The following is a 17,190-nucleotide window of genomic DNA, read 5'->3' as shown; positions in this document are numbered from 1 at the left end:
GTGGGGAGCCGTCGCGGATGACCCAAGCAGCCCAAGTTACCTTTATCGAACACGAGCTGGATGGTTTCCATCAGAGCCTGGTGGAGTACCGCCAGCAGATGGGCGCCTGGTATTCGCGTGCGCTGGATACGGTCAGTCATGCAGCGGACATGCCGTCATTGCTGGGTATGGACCGGGTATTACGGGCTGGGGATGCGCAGCAGTCGGTGAGTCTTGGCGATGCGGACTTTGCCACCGTGGCCCGCTGTCCGGCAGGAGGTGTGCTGAAGATCCAGAGCAGGTTCGAGTCAGCGTACGACGTGCCGATCGGCAATATCCCGGTTGAGGTGATCGGGCTGGATGACGGCAGTTCCAAGGTCATCCTGCTCGACGAGCACGGCGAGGGTTCCCACGACTGCGCCGCCGGCGGGCGTTATCAGGTGAGGGTTCAAGGCGGTGTTTCAGCGCAGCAAGTCGACGCCTTGTTTGCGTCCTATGCGGGGCTGACAGCGGATCTGGAGCAATGGCTGCGCGAACAGTGGCAAGGCTTCAAACCGCATTGGCAGCAATCCCCCGCCAGCGCAATTGGCAGCGGCGTGCTGGCCGGCAGTTGGGCGGCGATCCGTGACGCGTGGGACAGCGTCAAGCAGGTGCAGGCGATGCTTGAAGACCCGCTCAAGTACGCCGAGCAACTGGGTAGCGAGGCGGCCAGGTTGGCGCAAATCGCCACTGATGCGCCCAGGGTCATGGAACAGGCGATGTTGCTGGCCAGTGATGAGGCGGCGCTGTACCTGTTACTGCGCACCGCCATGATCTGGCTGGAGGCGTTACCGCCCAGTGAAGTCGCGCAAGCAGCCGCCGGTTTTATGGTGTCGCTGCTGATTGACCTGGTGATTGGCGCGGTGCTGACCATCGCGCTGCCGGCAGCGGGCGTAGCGTATTTGAGTATGCGCCTGGTCAAGTACGGTGCGTGGGTGCTTCAGTCAGCCGTGGGCTTCGTGACCGGTGTGCTGACGATCCTCACGAAGTTCATGCGGGCGGTGGACCGCTACAAAGCGGTGGCGGTTCGCGGGGTGGTAGGTGGGCTGAAGCAAGGCACGGTGCAGATGCGCTGGCGGGCGCAGCAGAACGCGGTGCTGATGCAGAAAGAGCGTGTGGATGATGTGCCGGTGGTGGCGTCGAATCCGAAGGGGGATGCGGCGGCCCCAGCGGACAAGACCGTTACCCACGGTTGCCCGGTGTCGATGGTCACGGGCGAGGAATTGCTGACCCTCACCGATGGTGCGTTGGACGGGATCTTGCCGTTTGAGTGGACGCGGCTGTATCGCACCAGCGCGGTGGAAGTCGATTGTGGGTTGGGGTTTGGTTGGAGCCATGCGCTGGCCCATCGGCTGGTGGTGTCGGGCGATTCAGTGGTGTGGACTGACCATGAGAACCGCTCGACTACCCTGCCCTTGCCCACCGACTCTCGGCCCGCGATCACCAATAGCCTGGCGGAAGCGGCGATCTATTTGGTCCGGCGCCTGACGAGTTGGTGCTGGCCCAGGCCTCGCGCTTCTATCACTTTCGCGATGGCGTGCTGACAACCATCAGCGATGCGTATGACAACCGACTGCGCCTTTGCCGGGACCGCTCAGGGCGGATTGAGCGGCTGGATAACGGTGCTGGCCGTTCGTTGCTGTTGCGTTATGAGTTGGGTCGCATCGTCGCGGTGGACTATCAGGTGCATCGTGCCAAAGGGCGTGAGCCCTACGTGTGGGAGACCGAACAGAACGTTGTTTCCTACGCCTATGACGAACACGGACGACTGGTTTGCGCGACCAATGCTGTCGGTGAAAGCGAGCGCTATCGGTACGACGATCAGCACGTCATTCTGGAACGCCAACTGGCCGGGGGTGCGAGTTTCTTCTGGGAATGGGAACGTGCTGGCAAGGCAGCACGCTGTGTTCGGCATTGGGCGAACTTTTCGCAGATGGACACGCGTTATGCCTGGGGCGATGACGGGCGTGTCACCGTGCATAACGCCGACGGTAGCCAGGAGGTGTATGTCCATGACCATCGGGCGCGGTTGGTGCAGCGCATCGATCCGGACGGCGCTCAGCATTACAAATCTTACGATGACAAAGGCCGGCTGACCGTCGAGCAAGACCCGATGGGCGCGGTGACGGCCTATCAGTATGACGACGCCGGACGCCTGGTGGCGCTGTTTCCGGGGGATGATGAGCCGACTTCCTACGAGCATGACAATGGGTTCGTACGGGTTGTGCGCCGTGGCGAGGCGGTCTGGAAATATGAGCGTAATGACCAAGGCGATGTCATTCGCAAGACTGATCCCGATGGCCATTCGACTGACTACAGCTACAACAAACAGGGGCAACTGACCGGGGTTTGGTACCCCGACAGCAGTTGTCATCGACTGGTGTGGAACGAGCGTGGGCAGTTGCTTGAGGAGCAATTGCCCCAGGGTGGGATCAAGCGTTATCGCTATGACGATCTGGGTCGACAGATTGCTCGTGAGGATGAACACGGCGCGCAGACCGTTTATGAATGGGACAGCGTCGGTCGGCTGATTCGCCTCATCTTGCCAGGCGGCGCCACCCGCGAATTCAGCTACAACCCCTACGGCAAAATCATCGCCGAACGCGACGAACTCGGCCACGTCACCCGCTACGAATACGCCGACGGCCTGCACCTGATCAGCCGCCGTCTCAACGCCGACGGCACCCAGGTCAAGTACCGCTACGACAACACTCGGCTGCTGCTCACCGAGATCGAAAACGAAGCCGGCGAAACCTACCAACTCGACTACCACCCCAACGGCCTGATCCGCCAGGAAACCGGCTTCGACGGCCAACGCACCGCGTATGCCTACGACCTCAACGGCAACCTGCTGGAGAAAACCGAATACGGCGACGATGGCAGTCAGCTCATTACCCGCTACCAACGTGACCACGCCGGGCGCCTCGTACGAAAAACCCTCCCCGACAGCAACGTTGTCGACTATGCCTACGACCGCCAAGGCAACCTCCTCAGCGTCGAAGACGGTCACTGGGCGCTGGCCTACGAATACGACCGCCAAAACCGCCTCACCGCCGAACACCAAGGCTGGGGCACCCTGCGCTACGGCTACGACGCCTGCGGCCAACTGAAAAACCTGTGCCTGCCAGACAACAACCGCGTCACCTTCAACCACGACAAAGGCGGCCACCTCGCCACCGTCCAACTCAATGGTGACGTGCTCACCTCACATCTATTCAACAGCGGCCGAGAGCATCAGCGCCAGCAAGGCCAACTGCTCAGCCACTACCACTACGACGACCAACACCGCCTACACGCCCACGCGGTGACCCAGCAACAAAACCACCTCTACCAACGCCAATACGACTACGACAAAGCCGGCAACCTCACCCGCCTGCTCGACACCCGCAAAGGCGAGCACTGCTACCACTACGACCCCCTCGCCCGCCTGACCCGCGCCGACCATTCCCAAGACATACAGGAACGCTTCGGCCACAACCCGGCCGGCAACCTGCTGATGCAAGACCGTCCCGGTCCAGACATCGTCGCGGCGAATCGTCTGATGATCCAGGGCGACCGCCATTACGACTACGACGCCTTTGGCAACCTCATCCGCGAACGGCGTGGCAAGGGCCAGCAACTCGTCACCGAATACCGCTACGACTGCCAGCATCGGTTAATCAGCATCACAAAGCCGAACGGCCAAACCGCCAGCTATCGCTACGACCCATTTGGGCGGCGCATCAGCAAAACCGTGGACGGCAAGACCACCGAGTTTTTCTGGCAAGGCGACAAGCTGATTGCCGAGCACCATGCAGAGCGTCATCGCAGTTACCTCTACGAACCGGATAGCTTTCGACCACTGGCGCTACTGGAAGGCTTCGGCCCACAAGCCACAACGCCCTACCACTACCAACTCGACCACCTCGGCACCCCGCAGGAACTGACCAGCCCCGAGGGCGAAATCGTCTGGTCCGCCCACTACCGCGCCTACGGCCAGATCGCCCGACTCGACGTAGGCAAAATCGACAACCCACTGCGGTTTCAAGGGCAATACTTCGATGCGGAAAGCGGGCTGCACTACAACCGCCATCGCTACTACAATCCGGATATTGGTCGCTACCTGACACCGGACCCGGTGAAGTTGGCGGGAGGAATCAATGGGTACAGGTATGTGCCCAATCCAACGGGTTGGGTCGACCCCCTAGGCTTGAATACATGCCCTGGTGCTGACGGATGTAAACCCAGCACCAGTGCTCCAAACCCTGCGCAGAGTGTTAACCACGGAGAGCCTGCCTTACCGCAACTGACCCGCACGCAGCGGCAGGCGAAAATTGATGAACTAGCAGAATCAAATGCTCATCGGCGATTATCAGAGCTTGAAGCGTCAATTCCAGGGGCACACTTCTTAGAAAAACACGGTGCGCAGACGTCGTTAGAGTCTCAACTAGAGCGGGTAATAACAGCGAGGAACCCAACCACAGGGGAAATTGAGCGACACCTAAGAGGGCCACGCCAAGGAGAGCCAAGACCGCCAAGCGCGGCGACTCACTTTCTAAGCCACAGAGACCAGTTGAATGCTATTTACCGTGCTCAGCTCATTTTCAAATCGCTCAACTTGTCGGCATCCAAACAACCTATGCACATGGGAAAAATAGTTGGAGAAGGGTATAAACGAGATGGATACGAATACCGCCAAACGAAGAAGGCTAGGGTTTTCTTAAACGAAGATGGACAACCTATCACAGCATTTACGGATCTCGAATGAAACTCAAGCCAAACCTCTCCATAATCCAAGGTCTGCTTTTTACATACTGCATCGAAAACACCAGAAGTGTGGACCGAGAAGAGCTAATTACCTCTATAAACGTGAACCATCACGAGGAACTCACATGGTTATTCAACACGCTAACTAAGCCTGAATTCATCAAATATAAGCAAGATGAAAGAGAATGGCACATCAACACACTCCAGCATTTTCTCAGCACGGACGAGAATTTTGAGTCCGTATTTTATCTATTTGACACTTACTTCGAAGATGAAATCATCGACAACAGAGCCTTTATGAAAACATTGCTTGAATGTCTAATTCGTTATCACGCTGAAGCGAAAACAGATAAGTAATCCGACAAAACCAAGCGAACACAACGCTCAAATCAACAAAGCCCAAATGTGGGAGCTGGCTTGCCTGCGAAAGCGGTACTGCAGTAACACATGCAGCGACTGACACACCGCCTTCGCGGGCAACCCCGCTCCCACAGGGGATCTGCGTTTGCCTGACGGGCATTCCTCCCACATTCAAACCCGCTTCGTTCGATCTGATCAGCGCTTGGAAAGCTCCATAATCATCCGACTCAACAAATAAACCCGCGGCGCCACACTTTCCACCTCGGCATATTCCTCCGGCGTATGAATATTGCCCCCCACTATCCCAAACCCATCCAACGTCGGCGTGCCTACTCCGGCGGACAAGCTGGCATCTGCCGCGCCGCCACTGCCTTCGATGGTCAACTTGCGTCCCAGTTCGCCGTAAATCCCTTGGGCAATCGCTACCAACTTATCCGACTCGGCCGTCTGCGGCATCGGTGGCAGGCCACGCTGCAGGCTGGTTTTTACTTCGGTTTCCGGGATCAATTTGTTGGCTGAAACCCGGGCCAGGTCTTTCTCGATCCGGTCGAACTCTTCCGGCAAGGCCGCACGCACGTCGGCCTTGGCGGTGGCCTGGTCAGGGATGACGTTGGTGCGGTCGCCAGCCTTGAGCACGGTGAAGTTGATGGTGGTTTTCTTGTCTTCATCACCAAGTTTGCCCAGTTGCAGGATCTGGTGCGCGGCTTCCATGGCGGCGTTGCGTCCCAGCTCCGGGGCGACGCCGGCGTGGGCGGCTTTGCCTTTGACTTCGACCACGGCGGTGGCGCTGCCTTTGCGCCATACCACCAGCCCGTCCGCTGGGCGACCGGGTTCCAGGTTCAGGGTCACGTCGTGGCCCTTGGCAGTGTTGCGGATCAGTTCGGAGGCGGCGTCGGACCCGGTTTCTTCGCTGGCGTCGAGCAGGAAGGTGATCTGCGCGTAGTCCTTGAAGCCCTGGCTTTTGAGGACTTTGAGCGCGTAGATGCCGGCCACGATACCGCCTTTGTCATCCATCACACCGGGGCCGTAGGCGCGGCCGTCCTTGATGTAGAAGGGGCGCTCGGCAGCCGAGCCTTCCTTGAATACCGTGTCCATATGGGCCATCAGCAGGATCTTGGCCTTGCCGGTACCTTTGAGAGTGGCAACCACATGGCTGTTGTTGGCGGCTTTGTCCGGCACCTGTTCGATGGTGAAACCCAACTGTTTCAATTCATCCACGGCGATATCGCGCACTTGGGTCAGGCCCGGCTCGTAGCCTGAGCCGGAGTCAATATTCACCAGGCGCTCCAGCAGTTTCAAGGCTTCGGCCTTGTATTGTTCGGCCTGTTGCTGGATCTGTTCATGAGGCTCGGCGCTGTAGGCCGGCAGGCTGAAAGACAAGGCCAGGGTAGCGGCCAACAGGGTACGCGGGAAGGAGAAGAGCATGGACCGATCCTTGTTTTTTGTTGGAGGGTGCTCGGCCACCCTACCCCACTAAACCGACCGCAACCAGCTGCCCTGTACTGAACTGACCCGGTTGCGCCCGCTGCTCTTGGCCTCGTACAGCGCCTGGTCGGCATCGTTGAGCCAACTGATGGAGTCGGCGTGGCTCGGCTGGTAAGGCGCCAGGCCGATGCTCAAGCTCACTCGCAGTGTCGGGTCCTGGGCGTAGGCCAAGGCGTTGAAGCGACCGCGCAGGGCCTCCATCACCTCGGTGGCACGGTTGAGGGGCATGTCTGGCAGGATCACGCAGAACTCATCGCCGCCATAACGCCCGGCCAGGTCGGTGGTGCGCAGGTTCTGGCGCAGCACCTTGCTCAGTTGGCGCAGGACGATATCGCCGGTCACATGGCCGTAGGTGTCGTTGATGGTCTTGAAGTGGTCGATGTCGATCAATGCGATGGCGGCACCGGCCGGGCCTTGGCGGCAACGTTGAAACTCGAGGTCCAGGTGGTCTTTCCAGGCGCCGTGGTTGAGCAGGCCCGACAGGCTGTCGGTGCGGCTCAAGGCCAGCAGCTCACGCTTGTGGCGGGCCAAGGTGACGGCCTGGCGGTAGCAGATCCAGCCCAGGGCCAGGGGATACAGCATCAGGATCGGCAGGCAGGCATACAGCTGGGCCTGGGTGGTCACGGCGATAAACCCGGGCGTGAACAGCATCAGCGCGGTGCCCAGCCCCAATGCCTGCGCCGCCCAACCCGCGAACAAAAAGCGCGGCCCGCCGATGGCGACGTTGTTCATGCTCATCATCGACAGGGTGGTGACGCTGGGCAGCGGGTTGAAGTGCATTGCGCCAACCCAGAACCCACCGCAAAAGGAATCGAACAGCAGGCTGCGGCGTTCGCTGCGCAAGGTATTGGCCGAACGCAACGAGCATTGAAAAGCCAGATGCGGCCACGCAAAGGCGTTGATCAGCATCCAGGCCCACACCCACAGGGGCGGGTTCAACGGATACATGCCGAACGCCACGCACACAAAGCCGAGCGTCAGCCCCAACAGGCGGGATTTGTACAAGCGCAAAGCGAGCGGAAGTCCTTTTCCTCCGACGGCTGGCATGGTGGGGGCGATCCTGGGTGATTGCCTGGAGTCTAACAGGGCAACGTCAAATCGCCACTACCGCTTATTGGCTAATACTTCAGTGCGAAAACCCACGCGCCAGCATCAAGGCCACGCCCAGCAGCAACACGGCTGTGATCCGCTGCAACAGCACGCGCCGCTTGGGGTTTTCCAGTACATGCTTGATGCGCTGGCCGAAATAGCAATACAGGCAGCCGCTGGCAAATTGCAGCAGCAGGAACGTCAGGCCAAGGATGGCGATATCCGCCGCCGAGCTGTGTTCACCGGCGCCGGCAAACTGCGGGAACACGGCGCTGAACATGATGATGGTCTTGGGGTTGGAAAACCCGGTCAACAGCCCTTTGCCGAACAGGCTGCGCGCGCCCTCAACCGTGCCGGCGTTGTTGATCGACACGCCACTGCTGGTCCACTGCTTGTAGGCCAGGTAAAGAATGTAGGCCACCCCGACAAACTGGATGGTCTGGGTAATGGCGAGGTTGCCCTTGATCAGTTCCGAAAAGCCCACGGCAAAGATCAGGATCGAAATCAGGTACGACACACTGGCGCCGACCTGCGCCGGGATCGAACTGCGCAGGCCATCCTTCAAGCCCAGGCTGAGCAACAGCAGGGTCATGGGGCCCGGGCTGAAGGTCATGGTGGCGCAGAACAACAGGAAGTAGAGAAATGAAGACAGGGTTAACGCACTTGTCATGGCCAGCACCTTGAATAAAGAGAAACAGCAGCAACGGGGCGAACGCAGCCGGCGCTCGCCCCAGGCCGATCAGGCGACGGCGATTTCGGTGGTCAGGGAGTCGCGGTACATCACCGCCAGGTCAGCCAGGGCGGCCTTGGCGGTCTGGTTGCGGGTTTCAAACGCAACCAGGCCCTTCCAGTTGGTCTCGACAATGGCCTGCAGCACATCGGCGTAATCGCAGTTGCCGTCATGGATGCCGAAGTGCTGGTCTTGCACGCCGTTGTTGTTGCTGAAGGAAATGCCCTTGATCAGGTGGTGGTACTTGCGCACCACTTCTGCCGGCAGGCCGTTCTCGATGTTGGCGTGGCCGGCATCGAGGAAGAAGTACACATTGCTGTGGGCTTGCAGGCGCTCGAACACAAAGGCGTATTCCGCTTCGTGGGTGAAGATGTAATGGAATGGCCGATAGTTGACGTAGTTGGACAGGTTTTCCAGGTAGATATCCGTGCCCTTGGCCTCGGCGTACAACGCCAGTTCCTGCACCGACTTGAGGTAATGCTCCAGGGCAACCTTCTTGGCCATCAGCACCATTTTCGGCTCGACGATGCAACCACCGTGAATGATCAACGGCGCGCCCAGGCGGCTGGCGATGTCGATTTCCTTCTTCACGTACTCCACGGCCGCGCTACGGAAGGCTTCAACATCACTGCCCAACGGCGCCTTGAAGTTGCCGTGGAAAACCGGCTTGACCCCCGTGGCCGCGATTTGCGCCTGCAGGCTTTCGATACGTGCATCGGTCCAGTCATCGACCATTTCGCCGAACAGGCTGCCGTCGATGTACCAGTGGGTGCAGTCGCCTTCGATGGCGGTTTGCAGGCCCTTTTCGGCGCCCAGGTATTTCTGGTGGGCCACACCGGTGCAGAACGGGACGGTGGCGTTGATCAATTTGCTGTGCATGGGACGATTCCTTTCGTTGATGGTGTGTCAGGCTTCTTGAAGTTCAGGGAGGTTGATGGCCATGAAATCGGCCTTGGTCACGCCACAATCCGGGCATGCCCAGTCTTCAGGCACCTCTTCCCAAGGGGTGCCTGCGGGAATTCCGTCCTCCGGAATGCCCAGTTCTTCTACGTACATAAAACCGCAGGGTGCGCACATATAAGTCTTCATGGAAATGCAAAATCCATTGCTTAGGTGTAGGAAATTTCGCCATCTCCTGGCGAGATGCCGCGCAGTCTAGGGGAGTGGCATTGCGCAAGGCAGGTAAAGTGATGCCTAATCCGGCCTAACTTCACCGGTAAAAGCACCGGCAAACACAAGGACGCGTCATGTTTGTATCCGCCATCGCTTTTGTAGAAGGCACGCCCAAGGTCCAGCAGATCGTCGAGGCGTTCAGCCACGCCATCGAAAAGGGCGAATGGGCACCGGGCAGCAAACTGCCATCCGTGCGTGAACTGACCCAGATCCTCGGCGTCAGCAAGTTCACCCTCAACGAGGCACTGGACCGCCTGCGCGGTCGCCACCTGCTCACCTCGAGCCAGGGCCGCGGCTACTTCGTGGCGATGGACAGCACCCGCCCAGCCTCGGCGACCTGGGTGGACCTGTTGCCCCAAGACCTGCTCAGCGTATTGCGCCGCCCGTTGGCCACCGCCAGTGGCGAACTGCGCCCTGGCGGCGGGCACTTGCCGGAGGACTGGCTCAATGGCGAAGCGATCCGCCAAGCCATGCGCAGCGTAGTGCGCGCGCCGTCACTGCGCATCGCCGGGCTGGGCACTCCGGCGGGGCTGTTGCCGTTGCGCCAGGCGCTGCAACAGAAACTGCACGGCGAAGGCTTGTCGGTGCCGGTGGAACAAATCATCACCACACCCAATACCGTGCAGGGCCTGGACATGCTCATGCGCCTGCTCGCCCGCCCCGGCGACACGGTGCTGCTCGACGCACCGTGCTACTTCAACTTCCACGCCAACCTGGCGCTGCACGGCGTCAAGGTCATCACCATTGCCCGCCGCCCCGACGGCTTTGACTTCACCGCCCTCGAACAACTGCTGGCCGAACACCGCCCCAGCCTGTACCTGACCACCAGCGTGTTGCACAACCCCACCGGCCACTCCTTCAGCCCCAGCCAGGCGTTCCGCCTGTTGCAACTGACCCAGCACTACCACTGCCATATCGTCGAGGACGACCTCTACGGTGACCTGCACCCCAACCCACCCCCACGCCTGGCCGCCGTCGCCGGGCTGGACCAGGTCACCTACCTGTCGGGTTTCTCGAAGATCCTGAGTGCCAACACCCGCGTCAGCTACGTGGTGGCCGCCCCGCAACTGGCCGCCAACCTGACCAACATGAAATTGATGAGCGGCGGCGTCACCTCCGAACTGTTCGAACAGATCGTCTACCGCATGCTCAGCGAAGGCAGCTACGCCAAGCATCGCAAACGCATGGTGCAGCGCCTGATGGAAGCCGGTGGGCGCGTCGAACAATGGCTCAAACGCTGCGGGTGCGAACTGCCCATGGCGTATGAAGGCGGGATGTTCATCTGGGCACGCCTGCCGCCCGGCGTAAACGGCGAACTCCTGGCCCAGGAAGCGCTGAAACGCAGCATGGTACTGGCCCCCGGCGCCCTGTTTGGCTACGACCCGGCCCACCGCGACTCAATGCGCTTCAATGTGGCACACAGCGACGAACCACGCGTGCAGCGAGTGTTCGAGGCGCTGCTGCTGCACGGTGTCGCCCAAAAAAGCAAAAGCCCCCCAACCTAACCACGATGCGAAGCGAGTAGCTCTTGATCTTGATCTGCTTGTGATCTTGATCTTAGGCGCCCCGTTAAACCACGCTGGCCGGAATTCGACAGGGATTTGGGGGGTAAACCGGCAGGGATGCCGGTTTAGCCGCCCCGCGCCATGGATGGCGCGTGGCGGCGGCCCCCCAAATCACTGGCGGATTACGGGCACACCGAGCCTAGGCGAGGTGCCGAGTGGTGGGGCAAGAGCGTTTTGCTTACTTTTGCGCTTTCAAAAGTGAGCCGCCGTCAGGGCGGAACCCTAAGTGGCCGTTACCAAAATAAAGGATATGTACCCGGTCCAACTGTGTCGCCTGCCAGGCCGCCTTCGCGAGCAAGCCCGCTCCCACAGGTTGATCGTGGGGTGCCAGGTAGATAGGTGGCGGCTGGCAGGCCGTCATCGCAGGCAAGCCAGCCCCCACATTTGGACTGCGGGGTGTCAGGTAGATATGGGCCGGCTGGCAGACCGCTATCGCAGGCAAGCCAGCTCCCACATTTGGACTGCGGGGTGTCAGGTAGATATGGGCCGACTGGCAGGCCGCCATCGCAGGCAAGCCAGCTCCCACATTTGGACTGCGGGGTGTCAGGTAGATATGGGCCGGCTGGCAGACCGCTATCGCAGGCAAGCCCGCACACGTTGGATCGCAGGGCGTCAGCTGGATACGCATCGGCTCGCGCCGTAGCCCCCCGTCAACCCGGCAACGGAATCACCCGCAACGGCCGCACCGACTTGTACGAAAAACTCGAATAAATCTCCTTGACGCAAGGCAACGTCTGCAAAACCTCCCGCGCAAACTCACCAAACGACTCCAAATCCTTGGCCACCACCTCCAGCAAAAAGTCATAGCGCCCCGAAACGTTATGGCACGCCACAACCTCCGGAATCGCCAACAGCCGCTGCTCGAACGCCCGGGCGATTTCCTGGGTGTGGCTCTCCATCATGATGCTGACAAACGCAGTCACACCATAACCCAGCGCCTTGGGAGAAAGGATCGCCTGATAGCCACTGATCACCCCGCTCTCCTCCAGGGTGCGCACCCGGCGCCAGCAGGGTGACGTGGTGAGGGCCACCCGCTCGGCCAACTCGGCCACGGTCAGGCGGGCATTGCCTTGCAACGCGTTTAAAAGGGCTTTGTCCGTACGGTCCAGCTTGATGGGCATAACGTGCCTCTAATCATTATTTTTATCGGTGTTTGATCCACAAACGCAGGTTTTCCCGGGCTTTTTTGCAAGGTTCATGCGTGGTTATGAGCATAGCATTGTAGGAAATAAGGAGCGCCCGACATGCACACTAAACACACCAGCTTCGGCTTTTCTACCCGTGCCATCCACCACGGCTATGACCCCGTTGACCACCACGGCGCCCTCGTCCCGCCCATCTACCTGTCTGCCACCTTCGCCTTCCCCACCGTCGAATACGGCGCCGCCTGCTTTGCCGGCGAAGCCAGCGGCCACTTCTATACGCGCATTTCCAACCCGACCCTGGCCCTGCTGGAGTCACGCATGGCCAGCCTGGAAAACGGCGAGGCCGCCGTAGCGTTCAGCTCCGGCATGGGCGCGATTGCCGCGACGTTCTGGACCCTGTTGCGCCCGGGCGACGAGATCATCGTCAGCCAGACGCTCTATGGCTGTACCTTCGCCCTGCTGCACCACGGCCTGGGCGAATTCGGCATCAAGGTGCGGCACGTCGACCTGACCGACCTGGCCGCCCTGCAAGCAGCCTTCTCCCCGGCCACCCGCATGCTCTACTGCGAGACTCCGGCCAACCCCAACCTGCGCCTGATCGACATCGCCGCCGTGGCCGAACTGGCCCATCAACAGCCGAATGTCACCGTGGTGGTCGATAACACTTACTGCACCCCCTACCTGCAACGCCCCCTGGAACTGGGCGCCGATGTGGTGGTGCACTCGGCCACCAAATACCTCAGCGGCCACGGCGACATCACCGCAGGCATCGCGGTGAGCAACCAGGCTCTGGCCCAGCGCATTCGCCTGCAAGGGCTCAAGGACCTGACCGGCGCGGTGATGTCGCCCCAGGACGCCGCGTTGTTGATGCGCGGCCTCAAGACCCTGGGCCTGCGCATGGACCGCCATTGCAGCAACGCCCAGGCGGTGGCCGAGGCGTTGCAGGCACACCCTGCGGTGCAGTGGGTGACCTACCCGGGGCTGCGTTCTTTCCCACAGTACGAACTGGCAAACCGACAAATGAAACTGCCCGGCGGCATGATCGCCTTTGAACTCAAGGGTGGCATCGAGACCGGCCAGCGCTTCATGAACGCGCTGCAACTGTTCACCCGCGCGGTCAGCCTGGGGGATGCCGAATCACTGGCCCAACACCCGGCGAGCATGACCCACTCCACCTACACCCCCGAGCAACGGGCGCAGCACGGTATCAGCGAGGGCCTGGTGCGTTTGTCGGTGGGGCTTGAAGACGTTGCCGACCTGCTGGCCGATATCCACCAGGCCCTGGCCAAGTGCAACGGTGCCAACCTGCGGCCCACCACGACAGCGGCGTACGCGATGAAATAGCGCCCAAACCCACGCGTTTTGCGGTGCCCGGGCGGCGGTCGGAAGGATCCGACTGACGCTGTGCCTGCTTAATGTTTTTTTTCGCAGATTGGATCCCCCTCCTTCAGCCAGCCTGTACTAGCATGTCAGCGGCGGGACGCACTATCACTGCAGGTTATTCACATTAGTTACCTTCTTAATCCCCGTCGCTATAAGGCCCAATACCTGCACGAAACTCATGGACGAATTGATGAACTCACACCTGTTCCCACAGATAGGCAAGGTCATCGCCAGCACCGGCAGCCGCCATTTCCCACGCATGCTGCATGACCTGATCCTTACCCAACTGGCAGTGGACGCCACCCATATCACCCAATTGCACGTCAGCCGTGAAGGCCTTGGCCGTCGCAAGATCAGCCCGGTGTACACCGATTCGATGGCGGCGCTGGGCAGCGAGCAACTTGCCGCACAACTGCACCTCACACGCCGCAAGGACGATGTGCGCTACGTACTGTCGGTGTATCGCTCGCACCCGTCCGAGAGTTTTTCTGCGCAAGAACGCAGCATGCTCCAGGACTTCTCCACGCTGTTGCTGCCCATGGTGGAAAAACACATCACTGCGCTGCAGCCATCGCTCCCGGACAGCCCGTCGGCAGTGCCGCAACACCAAGGCATCGACACCCTGCGCCGACGCATCCAGGAGCGCTTGGTGCAATCGGGGCTGACCTTGTCCAACCGTGAACTGGAAGTGTGCGTAGGCCTGCTGGCCGGGCGCACCGCGCCGGAGCTGGCCGAACAACTGGCGTTGAAGGTCAACACCATCGAGAGCTACCTCAAGCGTGCGGCGATCAAGTTGGGAATCAGCGGGCGGCATTCGTTGTTGCGGTGGATGTACTCGACCGAGTCTGACACTGCCCTATAAGCCAAGCAAAAATCCCATGTGGGAGCTGCCTGCGATAGCCATAGGTATCTACACAACTTTGGTGCGACGCCGGACCTGTGGCGAGGGAGCTTGCTCCCGTGACGGCCCTGCAGCCGACGCTGATCTAACTGACGCGCCGAGGTCTAAATGTGGGAGCTGGCTTGCCTGCGAAGACGGCCTGACAGTCGACACAGTCATACCGAGTACATATCCATTCCTGCGGTAACGGCCACCTAGGGTTCCGCCCTGACGGCGGCTCACTTTTGAAAAGCCGGAATGCCGGCAACCCACAAAGTTGTGTAGATACCTATGGCTATCGCAAGCCAGCTCCCACAGGTCAGTCCCTTGCCAATGCCTCTATCGGGTCCAACCGCACCGCATTTCGCGCCGGCACAAAACCGAACACAATGCCGATAAAGGTCGAACAGGCGCTGAACTGCATGGGGAACCTGCCTGATAATTCACGGTTGACGAGAATGTCCGTATTCAGTTTTGCCGCTTGGATCGGCAGTACCGCGCGCCTATAAAAAATGCGGGCGCAGCCGTAGGCCTGGAGGGGCTTCCGGCAGACTTGAAAATTAAGGGATCTGTGGGCTGGGGGGGGACATGGGAAGCGGGGACAAGGAGCGGTACTGCTCTCTCGGAGGACTGTATGGGGTGCTGCGGACTGATCAGATTTGTACGACGAAAAGCCCGGAAACGTCTGACTTTACCCTCAGGAAATCCCTCTCCAAAGTTTGGCTGCCGCTGACTTTCTCACCTCGGAAAGTGCGGCCAAAAACTCTAATGGATAAAGGGCAAAACAATGAGCGTGGGTTATTTCATTGGCAAGGGTGACAAGACCACCTGCGGCGGCGAAGTGCTGGACGGTGATGACAGAGTCAACATGTATGGCCTGCTCCATGCCCGTGCAGGGGATCGAGTCAGTTGCGGGAAAGATGGGCAAATCTATCGGATCGTCGGTGGTATTCATTTCATTAACAGTCATGGCCGGCTTACTGCCGGTACGCTGGACAGCCACAGTGACTGCCCCTGTAAAGCTCGGCTGATCCCTTCGGTTTATAAGGCTACCTATAGGAGCCGAAACGCAGCCCCACAAACCAGCACCGCAGAAACGGCGAGCAGCACCCCAGTGGCGCGTTCTCAGCCCGCCTACCCCCCTTCAAGCAATGCGGCTGCGACTGTCATTAACGGTGTGATGGGCCAGGAGCCAGGTTTTTATATCGTGCCCAAAAGTGTGAGCCGTGAGGCGCTGCAAGCCACACTTTTTCCAACGCTCGACCCGGCTGTAATGCGCAAGTTTCAAGCACTGAACCCAAATACGAGTCACCTCAAAGCCGGCTCGATGATCGTGCTCAGCGATCCGAACAACACCTCCTGCACCTATCAGGAAGCGCAACTGATGCAGGCTGCACAACACGTCAGCGCATCTCTGGATTCGCTGACGCCAGACGAGGCTGACTTTCTGTATCGCCACGGTGCAGAGATCGCCGGTTTCATCGGCCATACCTCAACCTGGCTAGGCGTCAGCGCTGTGGTGATAGAAACGCACCTGAACAACCTGCGCGACACCCTCCAAGCAATCGAACGTTTACATCAAGAAAATTACCGCCAACACGGCCACCTCAAATCGTCGCAGTTCTTCACCGATCGCCAGCGTCTCATGAGCCAGCTGGATGCCCACCTGCTCAACTCCACGCGCTTACGTGGCCAAACCACCCTGGGCGATCCCCCCAAGTTGAAAACGGCCCTGGGCATTTCCAGTCGCAGTCTGGTGCATCACTGGGACAAAGCGGGTGGGCCTGGGCAGATTCCGGGGTATGCCGCGCATGTGGAAGCCACCAGCCGCGCGGCCAGATACATGAAGGCAGGTGGTTATATCGGAATTGCCCTTGGCGGCGTATCCGCCTCATTGGCGATACAGCAGGTTTGCAATAACGATTCCGGACCGGCTTGCGAAAAGATCAAGTTTACAGAGGTTGGAAAGTTCGGCGGTTCGATTGGCGGCGGTGCATTGGCCGGATGGGCAGGCAGCATTGCTGGTGGCGCGATCTGCCTGGGACTTGGCGTTACGACAGGTATAGGCGGTGTTGCCTGTGTTGCGGCGTTGGTAGGGACAGGGGCATGGGCGGGGACGACTTACGGTGGTGAGTGGGGCGAGTATGTGGGAGACAAGATTTATGAGATTTCTCAACCATGACCAGTATCGACACTTGGTCTCCCTGGGTTGCGATTATTGTCGCGGGCGGCTGGCTTATCCTTGGCTATGCGGGTCTCGGACTTAGCCTGTATCTCACCCATCGTCATCTGGACGCCATAAAGGAAGCGTTGAAGAACAGTCGTTATATCTATCTTTGGGGAGACAGCCTGGGGAAGCGCGGTTTGATTTGGTCTCTTTTGGAAATGTCACAAATAGCCGGAATGATCCTGATGCCAAAGTTGCATATCCGGCATGGCAAATTGGATCCGGTGGACTATGAGAACTTCCCTCCCTATCTAAAACGTCTTCTCACAATCGTTACGACGATGATCCTCACCGCTGCGATTTGGTTGGCGGCTATATCCATTCTGCTGGAGTTCAGGTAACCCAAACGGGCCTCACCCGAGGCCCCACATCAACACAGCCAAGTCCAA

The 17,190-nt window shown here is 59.7% G+C and carries 12 protein-coding genes and 1 pseudogene; 7 read left to right on the top strand and 6 right to left on the bottom strand.

What is annotated here, in order from left to right; translation table 11 throughout:
• The first annotated feature begins 17 nt into the window (after positions 1 to 17).
• Together ACWHXD_RS12195 and ACWHXD_RS12190 are read left to right on the top strand one after the other, a co-directional pair.
• Positions 18 to 4,765, top strand: a pseudogene (locus ACWHXD_RS12195) (RHS repeat-associated core domain-containing protein).
• Positions 4,762 to 5,121 carry a hypothetical protein gene (locus ACWHXD_RS12190; protein ID WP_098951864.1) on the top strand — a complete coding sequence of 120 codons (360 nt, stop codon included), beginning with the start codon at positions 4,762 to 4,764 and terminating at the stop codon, positions 5,119 to 5,121. Before ACWHXD_RS12195 ends, ACWHXD_RS12190 begins: the two are co-directional and overlap by 4 nt.
• Positions 5,122 to 5,319: 198 nt before the next feature.
• Here ACWHXD_RS12190 and ACWHXD_RS12185 read toward each other — a convergent pair whose 3' ends face one another.
• From ACWHXD_RS12185 to ACWHXD_RS12165, 5 genes are all read right to left on the bottom strand, one after another.
• On the bottom strand, positions 5,320 to 6,549 hold the full coding sequence (locus tag ACWHXD_RS12185; RefSeq protein ID WP_138763505.1) for a M20/M25/M40 family metallo-hydrolase: 1,230 nt from the start codon (positions 6,547 to 6,549) through the stop codon (positions 5,320 to 5,322).
• A 48-nt stretch (positions 6,550 to 6,597) separates the two neighbouring features.
• Positions 6,598 to 7,656 (bottom strand): diguanylate cyclase, encoded by a 1,059-nt coding sequence (locus ACWHXD_RS12180; RefSeq protein ID WP_032892246.1) that lies wholly within the window; start codon positions 7,654 to 7,656, stop codon positions 6,598 to 6,600.
• 79 nt (positions 7,657 to 7,735) lie between these two features.
• Positions 7,736 to 8,368 carry a LysE family translocator gene (locus ACWHXD_RS12175; RefSeq protein ID WP_032892247.1) on the bottom strand — a complete coding sequence of 211 codons (633 nt, stop codon included), beginning with the start codon at positions 8,366 to 8,368 and terminating at the stop codon, positions 7,736 to 7,738.
• A gap of 69 nt (positions 8,369 to 8,437) precedes the next feature.
• The gene (locus ACWHXD_RS12170) at positions 8,438 to 9,307 is read right to left on the bottom strand and encodes a sugar phosphate isomerase/epimerase family protein (protein WP_032892248.1); all 870 of its coding nucleotides are present in this window, start codon (positions 9,305 to 9,307) and stop codon (positions 8,438 to 8,440) included.
• 27 nt (positions 9,308 to 9,334) lie between these two features.
• Positions 9,335 to 9,517: a rubredoxin gene (locus ACWHXD_RS12165; RefSeq protein ID WP_032892249.1), complete on the bottom strand. Its 183-nt coding sequence runs from the start codon at positions 9,515 to 9,517 to the stop codon at positions 9,335 to 9,337.
• 158 nt (positions 9,518 to 9,675) lie between these two features.
• Here ACWHXD_RS12165 and ACWHXD_RS12160 point away from each other — a divergent pair, with 158 nt between their 5' ends.
• On the top strand, positions 9,676 to 11,106 hold the full coding sequence (locus ACWHXD_RS12160) for an aminotransferase-like domain-containing protein (protein WP_032892250.1): 1,431 nt from the start codon (positions 9,676 to 9,678) through the stop codon (positions 11,104 to 11,106).
• A gap of 710 nt (positions 11,107 to 11,816) precedes the next feature.
• Here the strand turns inward: ACWHXD_RS12160 and ACWHXD_RS12155 are convergent.
• Positions 11,817 to 12,287, bottom strand: a complete 471-nt coding sequence (locus ACWHXD_RS12155; protein WP_138763507.1) for an Lrp/AsnC family transcriptional regulator — start codon at positions 12,285 to 12,287, stop codon at positions 11,817 to 11,819.
• Positions 12,288 to 12,410: 123 nt separating this feature from the next.
• Here ACWHXD_RS12155 and ACWHXD_RS12150 point away from each other — a divergent pair, with 123 nt between their 5' ends.
• From ACWHXD_RS12150 to ACWHXD_RS12135, 4 genes are all read left to right on the top strand, one after another.
• Positions 12,411 to 13,655 (top strand): methionine gamma-lyase, encoded by a 1,245-nt coding sequence (locus tag ACWHXD_RS12150; RefSeq protein WP_138763508.1) that lies wholly within the window; start codon positions 12,411 to 12,413, stop codon positions 13,653 to 13,655.
• Positions 13,656 to 13,884: 229 nt separating this feature from the next.
• On the top strand, positions 13,885 to 14,556 hold the full coding sequence (locus ACWHXD_RS12145; RefSeq protein ID WP_192901682.1) for a helix-turn-helix transcriptional regulator: 672 nt from the start codon (positions 13,885 to 13,887) through the stop codon (positions 14,554 to 14,556).
• 805 nt (positions 14,557 to 15,361) lie between these two features.
• A complete protein-coding gene (locus ACWHXD_RS12140; RefSeq protein ID WP_138763510.1) occupies positions 15,362 to 16,756 on the top strand; it encodes a PAAR domain-containing protein in 1,395 nt (464 codons plus the stop codon).
• Entirely contained in the window at positions 16,753 to 17,142 is a 390-nt protein-coding gene (locus ACWHXD_RS12135) for a hypothetical protein (RefSeq protein ID WP_138763511.1), read from the top strand. Before ACWHXD_RS12140 ends, ACWHXD_RS12135 begins: the two co-directional genes overlap by 4 nt.
• Positions 17,143 to 17,190: the final 48 nt, after the last annotated feature.

The organism is Pseudomonas fjordensis, from assembly GCF_976987115.1.
The sequence above is the reverse complement of the archived record's forward strand: the minus strand, read 5'-3'. Positions and strand labels throughout refer to the sequence as shown.

Excerpts from the sequence above, each read along its gene's own strand:
- ACWHXD_RS12160 (WP_032892250.1), top strand. The coding sequence starts at position 9,676 with ATGTTTGTATCCGCCATCGCTTTTGTAGAAGGCACGCCCAAGGTCCAG.
- ACWHXD_RS12175 (WP_032892247.1), bottom strand. The coding sequence starts at position 8,368 with ATGACAAGTGCGTTAACCCTGTCTTCATTTCTCTACTTCCTGTTGTTC.
- ACWHXD_RS12170 (WP_032892248.1), bottom strand. The coding sequence starts at position 9,307 with ATGCACAGCAAATTGATCAACGCCACCGTCCCGTTCTGCACCGGTGTG.
- ACWHXD_RS12150 (WP_138763508.1), top strand. The coding sequence starts at position 12,411 with ATGCACACTAAACACACCAGCTTCGGCTTTTCTACCCGTGCCATCCAC.
- ACWHXD_RS12180 (WP_032892246.1), bottom strand. The coding sequence starts at position 7,656 with ATGCCAGCCGTCGGAGGAAAAGGACTTCCGCTCGCTTTGCGCTTGTAC.
- ACWHXD_RS12185 (WP_138763505.1), bottom strand. The coding sequence starts at position 6,549 with ATGCTCTTCTCCTTCCCGCGTACCCTGTTGGCCGCTACCCTGGCCTTG.
- ACWHXD_RS12165 (WP_032892249.1), bottom strand. The coding sequence starts at position 9,517 with ATGAAGACTTATATGTGCGCACCCTGCGGTTTTATGTACGTAGAAGAA.
- ACWHXD_RS12145 (WP_192901682.1), top strand. The coding sequence starts at position 13,885 with ATGAACTCACACCTGTTCCCACAGATAGGCAAGGTCATCGCCAGCACC.
- ACWHXD_RS12140 (WP_138763510.1), top strand. The coding sequence starts at position 15,362 with ATGAGCGTGGGTTATTTCATTGGCAAGGGTGACAAGACCACCTGCGGC.
- ACWHXD_RS12190 (WP_098951864.1), top strand. The coding sequence starts at position 4,762 with ATGAAACTCAAGCCAAACCTCTCCATAATCCAAGGTCTGCTTTTTACA.
- ACWHXD_RS12155 (WP_138763507.1), bottom strand. The coding sequence starts at position 12,287 with ATGCCCATCAAGCTGGACCGTACGGACAAAGCCCTTTTAAACGCGTTG.
- ACWHXD_RS12135 (WP_138763511.1), top strand. The coding sequence starts at position 16,753 with ATGACCAGTATCGACACTTGGTCTCCCTGGGTTGCGATTATTGTCGCG.